Annotated in this window: 15 protein-coding genes; 3 read left to right on the top strand and 12 right to left on the bottom strand. The window is 64.7% G+C overall.

Going from position 1 to position 18,322, the window contains the following annotated elements; translation table 11 throughout:
- Nucleotide 1 precedes the first annotated feature (1 nt).
- Nucleotides 2-499 carry a lipocalin-like domain-containing protein gene (locus tag B2X67_RS14650; RefSeq protein ID WP_282341270.1) on the top strand — a complete coding sequence of 166 codons (498 nt, stop codon included), beginning with the start codon at nt 2-4 and terminating at the stop codon, nt 497-499.
- An 8-nt stretch (nt 500-507) separates the two neighbouring features.
- Here the strand turns inward: B2X67_RS14650 and B2X67_RS14645 are convergent, their stop codons facing one another.
- The 12 genes from B2X67_RS14645 to B2X67_RS14590 all read right to left on the bottom strand — a co-directional run bounded on the left by B2X67_RS14645 (nt 508) and on the right by B2X67_RS14590 (nt 14,974).
- On the bottom strand, nt 508-966 hold the full coding sequence (locus B2X67_RS14645) for a hypothetical protein (RefSeq protein WP_282341268.1): 459 nt from the start codon (nt 964-966) through the stop codon (nt 508-510).
- A gap of 102 nt (nt 967-1,068) precedes the next feature.
- Nucleotides 1,069-1,545: a tRNA adenosine(34) deaminase TadA gene (gene tadA, locus B2X67_RS14640; RefSeq protein ID WP_282341266.1), complete on the bottom strand. Its 477-nt coding sequence runs from the start codon at nt 1,543-1,545 to the stop codon at nt 1,069-1,071.
- Between the two features lie 7 nt (nt 1,546-1,552).
- The gene (locus B2X67_RS14635) at nt 1,553-2,920 is read right to left on the bottom strand and encodes a multicopper oxidase family protein (protein ID WP_286785946.1); all 1,368 of its coding nucleotides are present in this window, start codon (nt 2,918-2,920) and stop codon (nt 1,553-1,555) included.
- 189 nt (nt 2,921-3,109) lie between these two features.
- On the bottom strand, nt 3,110-4,696 hold the full coding sequence (locus tag B2X67_RS14630; RefSeq protein WP_286785945.1) for an ABC transporter permease: 1,587 nt from the start codon (nt 4,694-4,696) through the stop codon (nt 3,110-3,112).
- Nucleotides 4,697-4,698: 2 nt separating this feature from the next.
- Nucleotides 4,699-5,718: an iron ABC transporter substrate-binding protein gene (locus B2X67_RS14625; RefSeq protein WP_286785944.1), complete on the bottom strand. Its 1,020-nt coding sequence runs from the start codon at nt 5,716-5,718 to the stop codon at nt 4,699-4,701.
- Between the two features lie 258 nt (nt 5,719-5,976).
- On the bottom strand, nt 5,977-6,312 hold the full coding sequence (locus B2X67_RS14620; RefSeq protein ID WP_286785943.1) for a c-type cytochrome: 336 nt from the start codon (nt 6,310-6,312) through the stop codon (nt 5,977-5,979).
- An 11-nt stretch (nt 6,313-6,323) separates the two neighbouring features.
- Nucleotides 6,324-7,571, bottom strand: a complete 1,248-nt coding sequence (locus B2X67_RS14615) for a molybdopterin-dependent oxidoreductase (RefSeq protein ID WP_286785942.1) — start codon at nt 7,569-7,571, stop codon at nt 6,324-6,326.
- A 68-nt stretch (nt 7,572-7,639) separates the two neighbouring features.
- Nucleotides 7,640-8,971: an MFS transporter gene (locus B2X67_RS14610; RefSeq protein WP_282341257.1), complete on the bottom strand. Its 1,332-nt coding sequence runs from the start codon at nt 8,969-8,971 to the stop codon at nt 7,640-7,642.
- Between the two features lie 381 nt (nt 8,972-9,352).
- Nucleotides 9,353-10,231 (bottom strand): succinate--CoA ligase subunit alpha, encoded by an 879-nt coding sequence (locus tag B2X67_RS14605; protein ID WP_286785941.1) that lies wholly within the window; start codon nt 10,229-10,231, stop codon nt 9,353-9,355.
- Nucleotides 10,228-11,352, bottom strand: coding sequence for a succinate--CoA ligase subunit beta (locus B2X67_RS14600; RefSeq protein ID WP_286785940.1), 1,125 nt, complete (start codon nt 11,350-11,352; stop codon nt 10,228-10,230). Before B2X67_RS14600 ends, B2X67_RS14605 begins: the two co-directional genes overlap by 4 nt.
- Before the next feature lie 9 nt (nt 11,353-11,361).
- On the bottom strand, nt 11,362-12,786 hold the full coding sequence (gene sauS / locus B2X67_RS14595; protein ID WP_286785939.1) for an acylating sulfoacetaldehyde dehydrogenase: 1,425 nt from the start codon (nt 12,784-12,786) through the stop codon (nt 11,362-11,364).
- Between the two features lie 229 nt (nt 12,787-13,015).
- On the bottom strand, nt 13,016-14,974 hold the full coding sequence (locus B2X67_RS14590; protein ID WP_282344597.1) for a BCCT family transporter: 1,959 nt from the start codon (nt 14,972-14,974) through the stop codon (nt 13,016-13,018).
- A gap of 1,146 nt (nt 14,975-16,120) precedes the next feature.
- On the opposite strand from B2X67_RS14590, the gene B2X67_RS14585 reads away from it, so the two are divergent.
- Together B2X67_RS14585 and B2X67_RS14580 are read left to right on the top strand one after the other, a co-directional pair.
- Complete coding sequence (locus B2X67_RS14585; RefSeq protein ID WP_286785938.1) at nt 16,121-16,264, top strand: hypothetical protein; 144 nt, start codon at nt 16,121-16,123, stop codon at nt 16,262-16,264.
- A gap of 458 nt (nt 16,265-16,722) precedes the next feature.
- Entirely contained in the window at nt 16,723-18,312 is a 1,590-nt protein-coding gene (locus B2X67_RS14580) for a ShlB/FhaC/HecB family hemolysin secretion/activation protein (RefSeq protein ID WP_286785937.1), read from the top strand.
- Nucleotides 18,313-18,322 lie beyond the last annotated feature (10 nt).

Raw genomic sequence — 18,322 nt, 5'->3', positions numbered from 1 at the left:
CATGAGCCCGCCCTCGATACGCCTGGCCGCCGCGGCGCTGCTGCTGGGCGCGGCGAGCAGCCTGGCAGCCGGGGTGCCGAACAAGGTGGCCGGCACCTGGAACCTGATCGCCGCCACGGTGGAGAACGACGGCGTGACGTCCTATCCCTACGGCCCCGAACCGCAGGGCCGGTTGGTATTTACGCCGGATCTGTACTTTGTGGAGTTTCTGCACGACCCGCGCATCCCACGCTTTCAATCCAATGAGCGGGGCGGCGGTACCGACGCGGAGAACCGCGCCGTGATGGCCGGTAGCCTCGCGCTGTACGGACGCTACACCGTCGATGCCCTGGGCAACTTCAGTGGCAACACCGTGGAAGGCTCCTCCTTCCCGAACTGGACCGGCGACGTGCGCACCACCCGGGAACTGCGCATGGAGGTAGAAGGCGAGCGCATGATCGAACGCTTCCAGCGCCCTGGTGGCGCCAAAGTCAGCCTGGTTTTCCAGCGCGCTCGCTGACAAACGACTCAACGGGCGACGGTCTGGTTGCCCATGGCGCAGAAGCTCTGCACCTGTTGCTCGGCAGGTAGGGCGCGCAGTTGCGTGGAGCATTGCGCCTGGCTCGGAGAGCGGCTGACGCTCAGCACCGAATCATCATCGATGCTGATCAGATAGGGCTGGTTGTAACGCATCTTGTCGTACCAGCCACTGATCTGCAGATCGCTGTAAACGCAGCGGTAACGCATATGGCCGGTGAAGCCCTTGAACACATCGCGCCGGAAGATATGGTGATACTGCTGCCAGTCGCGCTCGCGCTGCCCCTTGCGCACGGCATCGAGACAGCCCTGCAACTCGGTGATCTGCGGCTCATGCAGGAAAATGCTCTGCGCCAGACTGGAGCCGTCCAGTTGCGCCGTGGCCACCAGGTAAATCTGGCGCTCCGCCGCCTGAGCGGACGCGCTCAGCAGTGCTCCTACCGCAAACATCCCTGTTTTTATCAATGGCATGACTGCTGAGCCTGTACTGGCTGACCTGTAAAACGCGGATTCGCTTGTCCCCTGGGGCGAGCCATCCGAAGTATCCGCCTGCTACTTGCGCCGCGCCTTGAAAAACGCCTTCAGCACCTCGCCACACTCCTCGGCCAGCACCCCGCCCTCGACCAGCACACGGTGGTTGAGGAAGGCCTGGTCGAAGAACTGGCCGCGGCTCACTACCATGCCTGCGCGGGGTTCGCTGGCGCCGAACACCACGCGCTGGATGCGGGCGTGCACGATCAAACCGGCGCACATGCTGCACGGCTCCAGCGTCACATACAGCGTGCTGCCGGGCAGCCGGTAGTTCTGCGCGGCCTCGGCGGCGGCGCGGATGGCCACCATCTCGGCGTGGGCGCTGGGGTCGTGACGGGAAATCGGGCAATTGAAACCGCTGCCGATCACCTCGCCGTCCCGCACCAGCAGCGCGCCCACCGGCACCTCGCCGAGGGCCGCGCCCTGTGCGGCGAGCGCCAGGGCCTCGCCCATGAAGCGTTGGTCCTGGCTGCGGTCGACGATGATCGGGTTCTTCATGGGCGGCTCACACCACGGCGATGGCGGCCATCAGGCCGGTTTCCATGTGATCGATGACATGGCAATGGAACATCCAGGTTCCCGGATTATCGGCCACCAGCGCCACGCGCGCCGTCTCGTTCTTGCCCAGCAGGAAGGTGTCGGTGAAGTACGGGATGATCTTGCGCCGGTTCGACGAGATCACCTTGAAGGCCATGCCGTGCAGGTGGATCGGGTGCTGGTACTGGGCCATGTTGCGCAGCTCGAAGATGTAGTGCCCGTCCTTTTTCAACGTGGCGATCGGCCGGTCGGTGCAGGTCTTGTCGCTGATGTCCCAGGCCTGGCCGTTGATCTGCCAGTACTTCGCTGGGCCCTTGTCGTTGGGCTTGGCCAGCGTCGCCGACCACTCGAAGTTGAAGCCGATGGTCTCGGCCTTTTCCAGGTCCGGCTCCGGAACCGGGTTGGCCGGCAGCGCCGCGGGCCATTCGCCGGCCGGCTGCTCGCTGGCCAGCCCCTTGAAGGTGGCGAGGCGCAGTGGGCCGTTGCGCAGCGGCAACTCGACGCCGGCCTCCGGCACCTTCAGTGCCAGGTCGATACGCATGCCAGGCCCGAGCCAGTATTCTTTGCCCAGCGGGCGCGGCTCGACCGGGTGGCCGTCCAGCGCATAGATACGCACGTCGGCCTCCGGCATGTTCAGCCGGTAGGTGACGGTATTGTCGAGGTTCAGCAGACGCAGGCGCACCACCTGGCCGGAAGGCAGCTCGAGGGTCGGCGCCGGCTTGCCGTTGATCGTCGTCAGGCGTCCGCGGGTGCCCTCGCGGGCCGCCTCGCGCGGCACGCTGAAGGCGGTGAACGCGCCCTCCTCGTCGATGTGCCAGGTTTTCAGCACCAGGGTGTGGTCGTGCTGGAAACCGCTCGGCTCGCGCTCCTCGACGATCAGCGGGCCGACGAGCCCGCGGCCGAGCTGCTCGCTGCTGCTGGTGTGCGGGTGATACCAGTAGCTGCCGGCGTCCTTGACCAGGAAGCGGTAGTCGAAGTACTCGCCCTTCTTCACCGGCAGCTGCGACAGGTAGGGCACGCCGTCCATCTCCAGCGGGATTCTCATGCCATGCCAGTGAATGGTGGTGTCCTGCTCCAGCTGGTTGATGAAGCGCACCCGCAGCCAGTCGCCCTGGCGCACGCGCAGCTCCATGCCCGGCGCCTGGCCGTTGTAGCCCCAGGCAGGTGTGGTGTGCCCGGCGACCAGCTCGAGGTCGACCGGCGCGGCGATCAGCTCGTAATCGTGGGTGTCGGCGAACATCGGCTTGCCCAGCCAGTAGCGCACGCCACCGGCGCCGAGACCGACCACACCAAGGCCGACGAGGCCGCCAAGAATCTGTCTACGGGTGAAGGACATGTTCGAAACTCCAGTCAGAAGGACGTCGCTGACACACCGGGCATGCAGCAGTCGCGGGAGCGATTGCCGTGGCCGCCACTCTGACGGAGGCGTGGATGCAGGCGACCCGCCGCGGCGTCCGGGCAGGCTTCGCAGGCCGGCGCCAAGTGGCGATCGGCGGAAAAACGGGGATCGACAGCGAACGCCGACTCAGCGCGCATCGCTGCTCCGCCCGCGATAGGCGCGGGTGGTCATCAGATAGACCGGCAGGCCCGAGCAGAGCACGATCAGCGCCGCGTAAGGCGCCGCCGCCGCGTACTCGAGGTTGCCGGTGTGCGACCAGACGGCCGTCGCCAGCGTGTCCAGCCCGGTGGGGCCGAGCACCAGCGTGGCGGTCAGCTCCTTCATGGTATCGAGGAAGACCAGCACGAAGCCGGCAGCGATGGCCGGGAAGATGATCGGCAGGGTCACCTTGAGGAAGGCCAGCAATTGCGTGTAGCCGAGCGTACGTGCGGCCTCTTCCAGCTGCGGCGAGGCTTTCTCCAGCGCCACCCGGATCGGCGACTGCGCCATCGGCATGAACAGCAGCGCGTAGGCGATCAGCAGCAGGCTAGTGGTCTGGTACAGCGCCGGCAGGTAGCGCAGCGAGAAGAACACCAGCGACAGCGCGATGACCAGGCCGGGCAGCGCGTGCAGCAGCACCGGCAGGCGCTCGCCGAGCGTCGCCAGGCGGCCGCGATAACGCACCACCAGCAGGCCGATCGGCACCGCCAGCAGCACGCTGATCAGCGCCCCACCGAAAGCCAGCGAGAGCGACGAGCCGAGCGTTTCGAGAATTTTCATGAGCGGGAAACTGGCCGAGCTGCCCTCGATGATCCAGAAACCCAGCATCACCAGCGGCGTTCCACAACCGATCACCACCAGCCCCAGCATCATCGCCTGCACCGGCAGGCCCCAACGACCCAGGCGCACCGGCGTCGAACGCCGCGCCACGCCCTGCCCGGTCCGCGCGTAGCCGCGACCGCGCAGGCGAAACTCCAGCCACAGCAGCACCATGCACAACGCCAGCAGCAACGCCGAAAGCATCGCCGCGTTGGTGTTGCTGAACTCCAGCTCGAACTGCTGATAGATCGCCGTGGTGAAGGTCTGGTAGCGCATGATTGACGGCGCGCCGAACTCCACCAGCATGTGCAGGGCCACCAGCAGGCTGGTGCCGAACAGGGTCGGCCGCAGCAGTGGCAGGGTTACTTTCCAGAACACCTGGGCGCGGCTGTAGCCGAGCATCCGCGCCGATTCTTCCAGCGCCGGATCGAGGCTGCGCAGGGTCGCCGCCACCGGCAGGTAGATCAGCGGGTACTTCGACAGGATCATCACCAGTACGGTGCCGCCCAGGCCCTCGAACATCGGGCTGATGGAAATCCAGGTGAAACCGCTGACGAAGGCGGGAATGGCGAACGGCAGGCACAGCAGCACGTTCCACTGGCGGCTGCCGCGCAGGTCGCTGCGCTCGATGCACCAGGCCAGCAGCAAACCGAGCAGCGCACAGCCGACGGTGACCAACACCATCAGTTTCAGGGTGTTGGCCAGCAGACCGAAGACGAAGGGTCGCCAGAGCAGTTGCCAGGCGGCGTGCCAGCCGGACTCCCAGCTTTTGACCGCGACGTAGAACAGCGGCAGCGCCGCCACCAGCACCAGTAGCAGCACCGGCACCTGCAGCCAGAACGGCGGCGCCCGATGGCGCGACACCGCGCGGACGCTCACGGGAGTCGCCAGGCCATCCGCCGCTTCGACCTGCATGTTCAGTTCAGCCCGACTTCGCGTTCGAGTTCGAGGGCGTCCTCGGCCAGGCCGATGTCGGACGCGGTCAGTTTCGGCGGGCGCAGTTCGCTATACGGCTTGAGCAGCGGATCGGCCGGCACGTTGCTGTTCATCGGGTACTCGGCCGACTTGCTGAGGATGGCCTTCTGGCCTTCCTCGCTGACCATGAATTCGAGGAACTGCTGGGCCTCCTTCGGATGCTTGCTGGCTTTCACCACGGCCGCGCCGGACACGCTGACCAGCCCGCCCGCATCGCCGTTGTCGAAGTAGTAGAGCTTGGTGTTGAGCTCGCCCTTTTCCTTCTTCAGCGCCGCCCAGTAATAACTGTTGATCAGCGCCGCGGAGATTTCGCCGTTCTCCACCGCCTTCATCGCCACCACGTTGTTGGTGTAGGTGGCGCCGAACGCCTTGAGGCCGGTCAACCAGTCCTCGGCGGCTTCGCGGCCGTTGAGCTTGATGATCGCCGCGACCTGACCGAGGAACTCGCCGCTGCTCGGCACGAAGCCGATCTTGCCGCTCCACTCGGGGCCGGCGACGTCCAGCAAGCTGGCGGGCAGGTCCTGCTCGCTGATTTCCTTGGGGTTGTAAGCCATGACGCGGACGCGGGCGGTGATGCCCAGCCAGTTGCCATTCTTGTCGGAGAATTGCGGGTCGATCTGCGCCAGGGTGGCGTCGTCGACTTTCGCCAGCAGCCCCTGATTGGCCAGCTTGATCAGCGGCGGCGCTTCCTCGGTGTAGATGAGGTCGGCGGGCGAGCGGGAACCCTCTTCCGCGATCTGGTTGGCCAACTGGCCACCGCCACCCTTGCGAATCTGAACCTTGATTCCGGTCTTCTTCTCGAAGGCCTCGGCGACGGCGACGCCGGTCGCTTCATGCTGGCCGTTATAGAGCGTCAGCGTGACCGGATCGTCGGCCCAGGCGCCCGTGGCGGCGGACAGGCCGATGCTCAGGACGCTTGCGCTGCAAAGCCGTGTCAGTGCCGTGGAAAACCGTACCGTCATCTAGCCGTTCCTCTCGTCGTCGAAGATTCGCGGCAGAATTATACGGGCATGCCACTGGCAACTGCACTTGATTCGCAACAAGAGTTACGGTTTTTTTGTCCATTGCGCGCGGCCGTACGCAAGACCTCATCTGCGCCAAACGCGGGGCCCGCGGCGGTCGGCAGGACGTCTGGCCGCTCGGGCTCGGGGCGCCGGTCCTATTGGCAGACGCCCTCTGCGCGCCGATGCCGCATGTCGGCCTACGCTACTGCCACCGCTCTAGGGTGCTGCAGGTGTCGGGCGTTCCGCGCCGTAGGTCTTGCTCAGGTAATCCACCATGGCGGCGGTGTCCTGCTCGGGAAAGGGGGCCCCGAAGACCTTGCTCATCTTGCCGACGGTGGCCTCCCAGTAGCTGCGTGGCAACGTTCGCGGCTGCGTCAGGACGTACTGCGCCGAATGACAGATCAGGCAGTTCTGTTGCACCAGTTGATAGCCCGGCAAATCGCTGGCCACGTACCTGGCGGTTTCCGCCGGCAGCTCGACCTGTAACGCGGTAGCGGTCAGCGGCGTGCAGGCGGATACGAATGCCAGCGCGACGAGGAATCGTGATCTCATGGCGGTACTCCTCATGCGGCCACCACCCGGGTGGTTTCCACCACGTTGCGCAGGTAGCCGGCGGGGTTCCACTGCGCTTCCAGCGGCTGCTGCTGGCCTATCCGGTTGAGCGCGCGCACTTTCAGCGCATAGTCGCCCTGCCTGGGCGGCGTGAAGCTAGCCGTCCATTCGCGGAACGAATAGCGACCGAGGTCCTTGCCCAGCCGGGCTTTCTGCCAGGACGCGCCGCCGTCGGCGGAAAACGCCACCTCGGTGATGCCATAGCCGCCGTCGAAGGCGATGCCGCGAACCTCGGTCGCGCGTCCGACCGGCACCCTCTCTCCGTCCTGAAGGCTGGTGATGAACGAGCGGATGGAGAAGCGATTGATCGGAATGGTCTTTTCCGGCGCGGTGCCGGGCGGCACGCAACCACAGTCATTGTCGGGAATACGATAGGCCTTGCTCATCCAGAACCCATCGAACACCCCGTCGATCACCTGGATATCGTCGAGGTGCTTCACCCAGTAGGTGCCGTAATAGCCGGGCACCACCAAGCGCAGCGGGTAACCGTTGAGCAGTGGCAAATCCTCCCCGTTCATCGCCCAGGCGAGCATCACCTCGCCGTCCAGCGCGTGGTCCAGGTCCAGCGCCTTGATGAAGTCCGGCCCGTTGCCCAGCGGCGGCTTGTCCATGCCGTTGAACGCCACCTGCCGCGCGCCGGCCTGTACGCCCGCCTTGTCCAGCAGCGCCTTGAGCGGCACGCCAGTCCAGCGCGCGTTGCCCATCGCGCCATTGGACAGCTGGCCGCCATTCACCCGTGGCTGGAAGTGCCCGCGGCTGTTGCCCGAGCACTGGTTCACCGCCACCACCTCGACCGGATCGGCCAGCTTCTTTATCTCGTCCAGGGACAGCTCGAGCGGCGTCTCGACCTTGCCGCCGACCTTCAGCCGGTAGGCCTGCGGGTCGATGGATGTCGGCAGCGCGGCCCAGTGGTAGCGGACGAAGAAGGCGTCGTTGGGCGTGATCAGCCCCTGATTGAACACCGAGAACGGTGTTTCCAGTTGCGGCGGCCGGCTGGTCAGCACAATCAGCGGACGCTTCTGCGGAAAGCTGAGCAGATCGCGCTCTCCGTTATCGAAGGGCAGCGTCACCTTGGCGCCGGCGGCCAGCGCAGACAATGCCGGGGCTCCGGCCAGCGCGCCGGCGCCCGCCACTCCGAGGACTTTCAGCAGGCGTCGACGCGAGGCGTCCGGGGCCGGTGCGGCCTGGTCATGTTCCATCTGTTTCTCCTTGTTCGGGTTATCGGGAAACGCCCGGCGCCGGCACGCTCGCCGACGCCGGGCGAGAATCAGGCGGGCGCCTGCTGCGGCTCCTCGGCCATCGGTCGCGGATCGATCCCCAGCGACACCATGGCGCCAATGAACAGCAGCGTGGCGGACACCGCGAACGGAATCGTCCAGCTGCTGGTGAGATCGAGCATGAAACCGAAGAGCATCGGCGAGAGGATTCCGGCGATGCCGAAGCCGGTGTTCATCAGCCCGCCGCCGACCCCGGAATGACGTGGTGCGATATCCATAGGTATGGCCCAGAGCACCGCGTTGGTCAGTTCCAGGAAGAAGAACGACAGCGACAGGCAGATCGCCGCGACCCACAGGTCGTGGATGAACAGCACCGGCATGATGAACACCAGCGAACCGAGCAGGCCGACTACCAGGTTGGTGCGGCGCGCGAGCTTGAGGTTGTTGGTGCGGCGCAGGAGGCTGTCGGAGAGCATGCCGCCGAGGGTGTCGCCGACCACTCCGGCGCACAGCACCAGGGTGGTGAACAGCGCGAAATTCTTCAGGTCCAGCCCGTAGCTCTTCTCGAAGAACGACGGAATCCAGGTGAGGAACACCCACAGCGACCAGCCGTAGCAGAAGTCGACGAAGGTCACCGGCAGAATGCGTTTGAGCAGCATCCGCCAGGGCACGCGCTTGTGTTCGTGCTTCCACTGCTCCCGCGGCAGTTCATCCAGCTCCGCCTGGGTCATCTTGGGGTGGTCCGAGGGCGAATCGCGGAATTCGCGGTTCCAGAAGAACACCCAGATCAGGCTGATGGCGCCGAACAGCCAAAAGCTCAGGCGCCAGTCGTAGAGCGCGATGCAGCCGGCGACCAGCAGCGGCGTGACGGCGTTACCCAGGCGCGACGCGGCGTGGGTGATGCCCTGGGCGAAGCCGCGACGATCCGGCGGCATCCATTTCGCCATGGCGTGGGTGGCGGTCGGGAAGGTCGCTCCCTCGCCGAAGCCCAGCGCCAGGCGCGCGGCGAACAGCGAGGCGAGGCCGATCGAGAAGCCGGTGGCGGCGGTGGCGATCGCCCAGATGATGCCGACCACCGTGAGCACCTTGCGCGGGCCGAAACGGTCGCCGAGCAGGCCGCCGAAGATCTGGAAGAACGCATAGGGGATGGCGAAGGCCGAGAGCACCATGCCCAGCTCGCTGTTGGAAAGCCCCAGGTCATGTTTGATGAACGGCGCCGCGGTGGCGATGTTCACCCGGTCGACGTAGGTAATGAAGTACATCGCGCAGAGCAGCAGCAGGACCCGCCCGCGCACGCGACCGCGGAAGCCGTCGAGGCCGGTGTGGGTAGCAGGATTCTTCACGCGCGGCCCTACGGCCGCCGAGGTAGGTGTGGTGTTCATTGTTGTTTTCACCTGTGAGTGCCGAAAGAAAAAGCCGGGAACACCCGGCGCGCGCAGGCGCCGGGTTACAACTCAAGGCTGGTGCGAGGGACTGTCCTGCAAGGGTGGCGGCAGCAGCGCATGGCTGGACGCGCCGATCAGTGCGGCCGCGAACGTCGCCCATAGCAGACGCAGGCGACGGGGCAATGGCGTTCGTTGCGGGGAAGAGGAGGCAGGACGTGGAATGACGGTGAAGCGGTTGCTTTCAGCGGGCATCGGTATTCTCCTGCGCGGGAACCGCATGCACGGTCCCGCCTGTCTTGTTATTGATCTTCAGGCCGATCGGGGCGAGGGTTTCCCCGGTTGCTGACTCCGTTCAACGATCTCCTTGCAGACGTTGGTTCATGCGCTGGCCAGCGCCTGCCGCAGCGCGTCGGCGATCTGGCCGGGGGTATCGACCACCTGCGCCCCGCCGGCTTCCAGGCGTTCGCGCTTGGAGCGGTAGCTGCCCTGGTTGCCCATCACGATGGCGCCGGCGTGCCCCATCTTCTTGCCCGGTGGCGAGGCGCGGCCGGCAATGAAGGAGACCACCGGCTTGCCGACCTCGCGCAGCGCGTCGGCAGCCTCCTCCTCCATCGCGCCGCCGATCTCGCCGACGATGACGATGGCCCGCGTGCGCTCGTCGGCCTGCAGCGCACGCAGCGCCTCGACGGTGGTCGTGCCAAGCATCGGGTCCCCGCCGATGCCGAGAAACGCGGACTGGCCGAAACCGGCATTCACCAGGTTCAGGCAAATCAGCGTGCCAAGGCTGCCGGAGCGCGAGATCACGCCGATGTCGCCGGGCATGAATACGCGCCGATTGAAGGCCGGCATGATCCCGGCGAACGCCTCGCCGGGCGTGACGATGCCCGCGGTGTTCGGCCCGACGATGCGTGTGCCGTGGTGACGCGCGGCGGCATGGATGCGCATCACGTCCTGCGAGGGAATGTGCTCGGTGAGCACCACCAGCTGGCGAACCCCGGCCTCGATGGCATCGATGGCGGCGTCCCTGGCCGACACTGGTGGAATGAACATCACCGACATGTCGATGCCGCCCAGTTCATCGGCTGCCTCTCTGGCCGACGCGAACACAGGTACGTCGCAGCAGGTCTCACCGGCCTGCTTGGGATTGACCCCGCCGACGATACGGGTGCCGTACTCCTGCATCTTGGCGCTCCAGAAACGGCCCTGACGGCCCGTGATCCCCTGGATCAGAACGCTATGCTGTTTTCTCAGAATCATCGGGCAGCCTCCACCGCGGCCTGTACCGCGTCTTCCATCCGGTCATAGGGTTCGATACCCAGGTGCTGCTGAAGGATCGCCACCGCTTCCTCCTCGCCGGTGCCGTGGATCGAGAAGAACACCGGCACCGTCGGCCGCAGCGTCGCCCAGGCGTCCACCACGCCCTGGGTCATCACGTCGGTGCGTGCGAAGGCCCCGCAGAAGTTCACCACCAGGCTCTTCACCTTCGGATTGGCCAGCACCAGTTCCAGGGCCGGCGTCGCCTTGGTGTAGGCGTCGCCGCCGATTTCCAGGAAGTTCGCCGCACGGCCTCCGCAGTGGGCGATAACGTCCATGGTGGTCATGGTCAACCCGGCACCGTTGGCCAGCAGGCCGACCTCGCCGTCCAGCTCGATGTACTTGAAGCCCAGTTCTGCGCCGCGCTGCTCCAGTGCGCTGCGCGGCTCCGGCGTGCCCTGCGCCAGCTGCTCGGTCTGGCGAAAGCCGGCCGAATCGTCGATACGGAACTTGCAGTCCAGCGCCACCAGGGAACCATCGGCCAATACCGCCAGCGGGTTGATTTCAACCAGTTCGGCATCGCGCTGCAGATAGACCTCATAGAGGCGCACCAGCAGCTCCGCGACCGCGTCGCGCTGCGCACCGAGGTCGACCGCCGCCAGCGCGGCGCCGACCTGGCGGGCATCCAGGCCCTTCTCGATATCCACGGCGATCCGGCAGATCGCCTCCGGCCGACTCTCCGCCAGTTCCTCGATGTCCATCCCGCCCTCGGCGGAGAACAGGACCAGCGGCTGGCGCGCGGCGGTGTCGTTCATCACCGCGGCATAGAACTCGCGGCTGATCGCCGCCTTCTGCTCGACCAGCACGCTGGGAACCCTGTACCCACCGATGCTCATGCCGAGTATCTGTCCGGCGGCGCTGCGCGCCTCGGTCTCATCGCCGACCAGCTTGATGCCGCCGGCCTTGCCGCGCTTGCCGATCGGCACCTGTGCCTTGATCGCGCTGGGGCCGAGGATGCGCACCGCATCAACCACGTCCTCGGCCGTCGTGCAGTGAATGCCTCGGGGTATGGCGAGCCCCGCGTCGGCCAGGATCTGCTTACCCGCGTATTCGACGAAATCCATGATTCGCTCCTATTTGCCGTACCGGGACCAATAGGAACCGAACAGTTCCTCCGCCGTCGGCTCGTCTTTGGGAATGGTCTGGACCAGGTGGGTGACGTTGATGAAGTTCCGGTAGTTGAGGTTCTCGCTGATGCTGTTTCCGGCCCAGGTGCCGCAGCCCATGCTCAGGGTGAAATTCAGCCCGTTGTCGAAACTTCCGCCATTGCCGAAGGTGTGCGCCTGGTTGACGAGCACCCGCACCACGTCGGTCTGCTCGGCGAGCTGGCGCGCCCGGTCGAGGTCCTGGGTGTGGATGCCGCAGGAATGGCCACGGCCCTGGTGGGCGAGCAGGGTTTGCACCAGGCGGCAGGCGTCATCGAAATCGCGGGCGCGATAGACGCTCAGTACCAGCGAAAGCTTTTCTCCGGAGAACGGGTAGCCGGGGCCGATGCCCTGCTGCTCGACCATGAAGAACTTCGAACCCCGTGCCGCGTCCGGCAGCCCGATGCGGGTGGCGAAGACATCTGCGTCGCGGGCGATCAGGTCGCGGTTGAGTTTGCCGTGCTGCCAGAGGTTTTCCTGGATCGCCTCGGCTTCGGAGGCGCTGGCCAGGTAGCCACCGGCCTTGTGCAGCGCCGCCATCGCCTGGTCGTAGACGGCGTCGAGGATCACCAGCGCGTTTTCCGAGGAGCAGGAGGTGGAGTTGTCGAAGGTCTTCGAGGCGCAGATCTTTTCCGCCGCCTCGTCCATTCGGGCGCTCTCGTCGATGATCACCGGCACGTTGCCAGCCCCGACGCCGATCGCCGGCGTACCGCTGCTGTAGGCCTGGCGCACGTTGTTCTGCGAACCGGTGGCGACGATCAGGTCGGCCTGGCGCATCAGCTCGGCGGTGAGTGCCTTGGACGGCGGCATGTCCGGCACCTGCACCAGATCTTCCGGCAGGCCGATCTTGCGCAACTCGGCGCGCACCAGGTCCACCGTCTCAACGGTGACATCGTCGCCGGACGGCGAAGGCGAGATGATGATCGCATTGCGCCCCTTGATGGCGAACATGGTCTTGTTCACCGGGGTCGCGGACGGGTTGGTGGAGGGGGTGATGGCGACGACCACGCCAACCGGCTTGGCGTACTTCACCAGGCCGCGTTCGGGCAGCTCCTCGATGACGCCGACGGATTTCACCCTGAGCAGATCGCGCAGGGCGCCGAAGGTCTTGCGCTGGTTCTTGATGATCTTGCTGTCGACCCGGCCGATGCCGGTGGTTTCGACGGCGCGACGGGCGAGGTGCTGGGCGTTTTCGGGCTTGTACAAGGCCCAGGCGACTGCGGTGACCGCTTCGTCGACGCGCGCCTGATCGGCATCGGCGAATACCTCCATGGCCTGTCTGGCCCTGTGCATCATCGCCGTAACGTACTCGGCGAGGTTGTCGTCTGCGGCCGCTTTGGATAGTGCGTGCATGGACATGCATCCCCCTTAATTGTTTTTATTCGGAATATGCTGCCCGGCGAACGTAGTCCTGTGATCTGGTCAGAGTTAGGACCAAACGGTCACGGATGCTGGAGCCAAACGAGGGGTGGCGAGACGTGCCTGAACCCTGCGTCGTGCCTGGCATGGCGCGGCGCAGAGCCGTTGGGCGAAGAGCAGGGAGAAGTGCCGGGCAGCGCTGCCCGGCAGAGCGGCGAAAGCCTTAGCGGACGACGTGCAGGTAGTGCCGATGACGTTCGTACTGGTCGAGGATGTCGCCGATCACGCCATCGCGACTCCAGCCCATGACGTCATAGTCCTGGCCGCCTTCGCGCAGGTGGACCTCGGCGCGGAAGTACTTGCGCTCCTCGGTGTCCCCGGTGTCGCGCATGACGAAGCTCGGCTGGGTGAACGAGCGCACCAGCACCGCATAGCGGAAATCCAGTTGCTCGCCGTGATGCACATCCAGGCTGACCTGCTGTTCCTCGCGCACCACCTCGACTTCCAGGCCCTGCTTGCGCAGTTCCTCGGCCACCGATTCGCACGCCGGGGCCACGGTCTCCTCGATGAAGCGCGTCACCTGCGACCGGCGCGGCATCAGCAGCATGCCGCGCAGCCGGCGCTGCCAGCTCTCGCCGTGTACTGCCGGTTGCGACAGGCTGACCGCCTGGAAGCGGATGCTGCGCTTGGTGGCGTCCGCGCCGAGCGCGCGGAACAGTCCCCAGATGCTCAACAGCAGGATCACCGAGAACGGCAATGCGCTGGCGATGGTCGCAGTCTGCAGCGCCTTGAGGCCGTCGGCGAGCAACAGCGCGATGGCCACGATGCCCATCAGGGTCGACCAGAAGATGCGCTGCCAGACCGGCGTGCGGTCCTGTCCGCCAGAGGCCAGCAAGTCGACCACCAGCGCGCCGGAATCCGCCGATGTCACGAAGAACACCACTACCATCGCCACCGCGATCAGCGAAACCAGGCCGCTGAACGGCAGTTGTTCGAGGAAGGCGAAGAGCGCCAGCGAACTGTCCTGGTCCACCGTCGCCGCCAGCGACTGCAGGTTATCCACCAGAATGAAGTGGATCGCAGTGTCGCCAAACACGGTCATCCACAGCAGGGTGAAGCCGGTGGGTACCAGCAGTACGCCGCCGACGAACTGGCGAATCGTCCGGCCGCGGGAGATCCGCGCGATGAAAAGCCCCACGAAGGGCGACCAGGCGATCCACCAGCCCCAATAGAACAGCGTCCAGCCACCGATCCAGTCGCTGGGCTGGTAGGCATAGAGGTTGAAGGTCTTGCTGACGATTTCGGAAAGATAGGCGCCGGTGTTCTGCACGTAGGTCTGCAGCAGGAATACCGTCGGGCCGAGGATAAGCACGAACAGCAGCAGGATCACCGCCAGCGCCAGGTTGGTTTCCGAGAGGATGCGGATGCCCTTGTCCAGGCCGCTGGCAACGGACAGCGTCGCCAGCGAGCAGGTGGCGACGATCAGCCCGACCTGCACGCCGACGCTGACCGGCAGCCCGAACAGATGGTGCAGGCCGCTGTTGATCTGCGCCACGCCAAGCCCGAGGGAAGTGGCGACGCCGAAGACCGTTCCGAGAATCGCGAACACGTCCACGGCGTGGCCGATGGGACCGTAGATGCGCTCGCCAATCAGCGGATAAAGCGCCGAACGCAGGGTAAGCGGCAGCCCGTGGCGATAGCAGAAGAACGCCAGCATCAGGCCGACGATCGCGTAGATCGCCCAGGCATGCAGGCCCCAGTGGAAGAAGGTTATCTTCATCGCCTCGCGCGCCGCGGCGACATCGCCGCCCGCTCCGAACGGCGGGGTGATGAAGTGCATCACCGGTTCGGCGACGCCGAAGAACATCAGACCGATGCCCATGCCGGCAGAGAACAGCATGGCGAACCAGGTGACGTTGCGGTAATCCGGCTCGCTGTGATCGGGGCCAAGCTTGATGTCACCGTAGCGACTGATGGCGAGGAACACCACGCTGATCAGGATGATCGCGACGGTGAGAATGTAGAACCAACTGACGTTGGCGATGATCCAGCGCTGGATTTCCTGGAACAGCGTCTGGGCCGTTTCTGGCATCGCCACGGTAAACAGCACCAACGCCAGGATGAGGACCGCAGCGCTGACGAATACAGGCGGATTGATCGTGCGGGTGGATGGTATCTCCATACAGTTTTCTCCGATTTTTCAATGCACTTCCCGCCGTGACCATTCCTGGCGGGCCGGCCACCTTAACAGCCATGGCTACTCGCTATGGACAACTCATGTGCCGGAACACTCCTCGCGCAAAGCCTTTTCCATAGCCAGGACGACCCCTTCACCTGCGCTCAGGACCCAGGGCGAATGCACGTGCTTGAGCGGCTCGACGGCTTCACCCGTGTTCGCCGATGGGGAAACCGGCAGTGTTCAACGAGACTCGCGCCATGCCTGAGCGCCCTTTCGAGCCGGCCTCGGCCCGTGCGGCCCTGTAATCGAACTTTCGCCGCCCTCGCCTGCTTCACCATCGGCATCGACGATCAACTGATGTGCAACGTCGCCGGGCGGCCTACCCGCCGAGCCGCGTAATCAGCGCCTATGACCTCGACCGGGTGGTGGCGCCCCGCTGCGCCGGTTGCTGTCGCTCATGGCCTTCCTTCCCTTAGGCCGGGCACGCGTTGCTCATCATCGGTAACGGCTGCCGGGGGCTGTTGCCTTCTGCCCTCATTCATCCGGCACCCGACGGCTGCCGAGACAGCAAAAGTTCCCCTTCACCGAACAAACTTTAGTACCGCTCGTCCGGTAACGAGGCGAGTGGGAGGGCCAGCAACCTGCCCGGAACACACCTCGCGCGCCCCCCCTTTCGGCGCAACCGCAAACGCGTCGGCCTTTAACCAAACCCCTCACGCAAGCGTGGATTGCCTCACAGTGACCTGTCGATTCTTACCACTGGTCGGTCCGGCAGTTTTTTGCCCTGTTCCCAGCAGCGGCGAGCCTATCCCGAACACTATAAAATCAAATTCACCTCGAAACTTCGCCTTGCCAACTTGAGCAAGCTAACGAATTTCCAGGTTCTCACTTGAAGGCTGAACTTGTTCTGCCTCAGGAGTGCATCCGCAGAGCCACATAAACATCGAGGCTCACCAGGTCTTTTTCCGCCATCATCTATTGCGCGTTAATTCGCTCGAATAAAAACAGTTGCAACAGGAACCTGTTTTTCCGCTGCGAAAGACTTCCTGGCGCCAGCGAAATGGCAACAGTGTTGAGGGAGAAGGCACTGCTTTCTGGTTGATCGCCGAACGGTAGTTGCATTCGCTTAGATTCATAACTGCATGAAAAATGCGACTGAACGCACAAAATGGCATTGTTCCGCCAGCGTCATTCGTCGAAAAACAGCTGGATAAACGCATGGAAAACAACGAGATGGTGGCGACGAACGGCAATCCAGCTTTTTCCGGAAGCGACGATAAGCCATCCGACTGAAGAGGCGACCGTGAACCGGTTCGGCTTCAGCCACACCCGAAGCGAACCGTGTGAGCAGACAGAGCGTGTAGATCAACCCGACCCGTGAGATGCAGTCCAGTCGACCGTCAGGTACCTGAACGTAGTAGGCATCGCCAGGCGCATTGCGCCGATTCCTGATACAGCCAGCCCCGATGTTGTGATGAAACTTTGCGAAGTGCGCGTTACTTCGTTTAGCGGGCATCCCACGTTTTAAAAAAGTTGCAGTGAGTCATTCAACTGTTTTTCGGCCGTTATTAAAGGTCGCGGGAAAAGTTTGCCCGAAGAAATCCAAACGCCTTCTTCGACTGTATCGAATCGCGCTTCCGGGCGCGGTCCGGAACGACCGGAGAAGACCGTGAGAACCAGAAAACATGCCACCAGTCGCCGTTCGCCACACAGCCAAAACCACGTCCATCGATATGGAAACAAGGGGCCTTATGTCGTACTCCGATAAACCCGCCAGAATCCTCTTCTGCGCACTCAGCCTTGCCGTGATGACCGCCAACCAGGCGGTCGCTGCGGACGCACCGGCCGCCAACGCGCCCGCCGCGGAAAGCCGCGTGATGGTGAAAAAGGTCGCCTTCACCGGCAACAAGACCTTTACCAGCGACCAGTTGAGCGCCCAGCTCGCCGCCGATCTCGGCCGCCCGCTGACGTTCAAGGACATCAACGCCCTGGCGAAGAAGATCGAGGCCTATTACCACCTCAGCGGCTATCGCCTGGCGAAGGTGGTGGTTCCACAGCAGGATTTCGCCCATCAGGACGCCCTGCAGCTGGTGGTGCTCGAAGGCTGGCTGGGCAAGATCGAAGTGAACGGCAACCAGCGCTACAGCGATCAGCGCGTGATCGACGCGCTCAAGGCCGGCGGCATCGAGACCTCCAAGCCGTTCACCCTGGAAGACGTCGAACGTGCGCTGACCCGCCTGAACCGTCAGTCCGGCATCGAAGTCAGCTCGACCCTGCAACCGGGCAAGGAGCTGGGCTCCACCGACCTGCTGGTGAACGTGGAAGAGTCGCCGCGCATCCAGGGCGCCCTCGAAGCCAACAACTACGGCAACGACAACACCGGCGAATACCGGGTGATTCCCAGCCTGCAGTTCGCCAACCTCAGCGGTCGCGGCGACGAGCTGAACCTGCTGGCGATGCAGTCCATCGGCGAAGGCGACCTGCACTTCGAGTACGTCGACTACAGCACTCCGCTCAACGCCGTCGGCACCCACGCCCATGCGTACTACTCGCAGGGCAACGTCGACATCGGCAGCCAGTTCCGCATCCTCGAGATCGAAGGCGACAACACCAGCTGGGGCCTCGGCCTGTCGCAGGACTTCGTCCGCTCGGCGCGCACGATCTACACCGCAGGTGCCTGGCTGGAATACCAGGACCTCGACCAGTCGATGCTCGGCCAGAGCACCGCCGAGGACAAGATCCGCAAGCTGCGCTTCAGCTTCGGCCTGGACAACACCGACCTCTACGGTCGCACCCTGGCCAGCCTCGACCTGCACCAGGGCCTCGGCGAAGCGCTCGGCGGCATGGACGACAGCTCGTCGATGTCCAGTCGTGCCTACGCCCACGCGGACAACGACTTCACCAAGCTGAGCTTCGACCTGACCCGCCTGCAGCAGATCAATGCCCGCCTGCTGGTCATTCCGCGCCTCTACGGCCAGTACAGCGCCGATTCGCTGGTCTCCAGCGAGCAGTGGGCGATCGGTGGCTTCGGCTCGGTGGCCGGACATCCGGCGTCGGCCTACTCCGGCGACCACGGCGTCACCGCGAGTGTCGAGGGCCGCTACTCGCTGCTCTCGGACAGCGACCGTTATCAACTGACCTCGCGCCTGGAACACGGCCGCATCTGGATCAAGGACCCACTGCCCGAGCAGAACGACAGCGAAGACCTGACCGGTTTCAGCATCGGCCTGCTGGCCCGCCCGCTGAAGAGCGTCGACCTGCGTCTCGACTGGGGTCTCCCGGTCGGCGAGAAGACCGAGGACAGCTCCTACGTCTACGCCCAGGCGCGTTACCACTTCTGATCGACGGCAC

Origin of the sequence: Pseudomonas sp. UBA3153, assembly GCF_002364635.1 — a bacterium.
GTDB lineage: Bacteria > Pseudomonadota > Gammaproteobacteria > Pseudomonadales > Pseudomonadaceae > Pseudomonas_O > Pseudomonas_O kuykendallii.
This window is presented reverse-complemented; position numbering and strand designations above follow the sequence as displayed.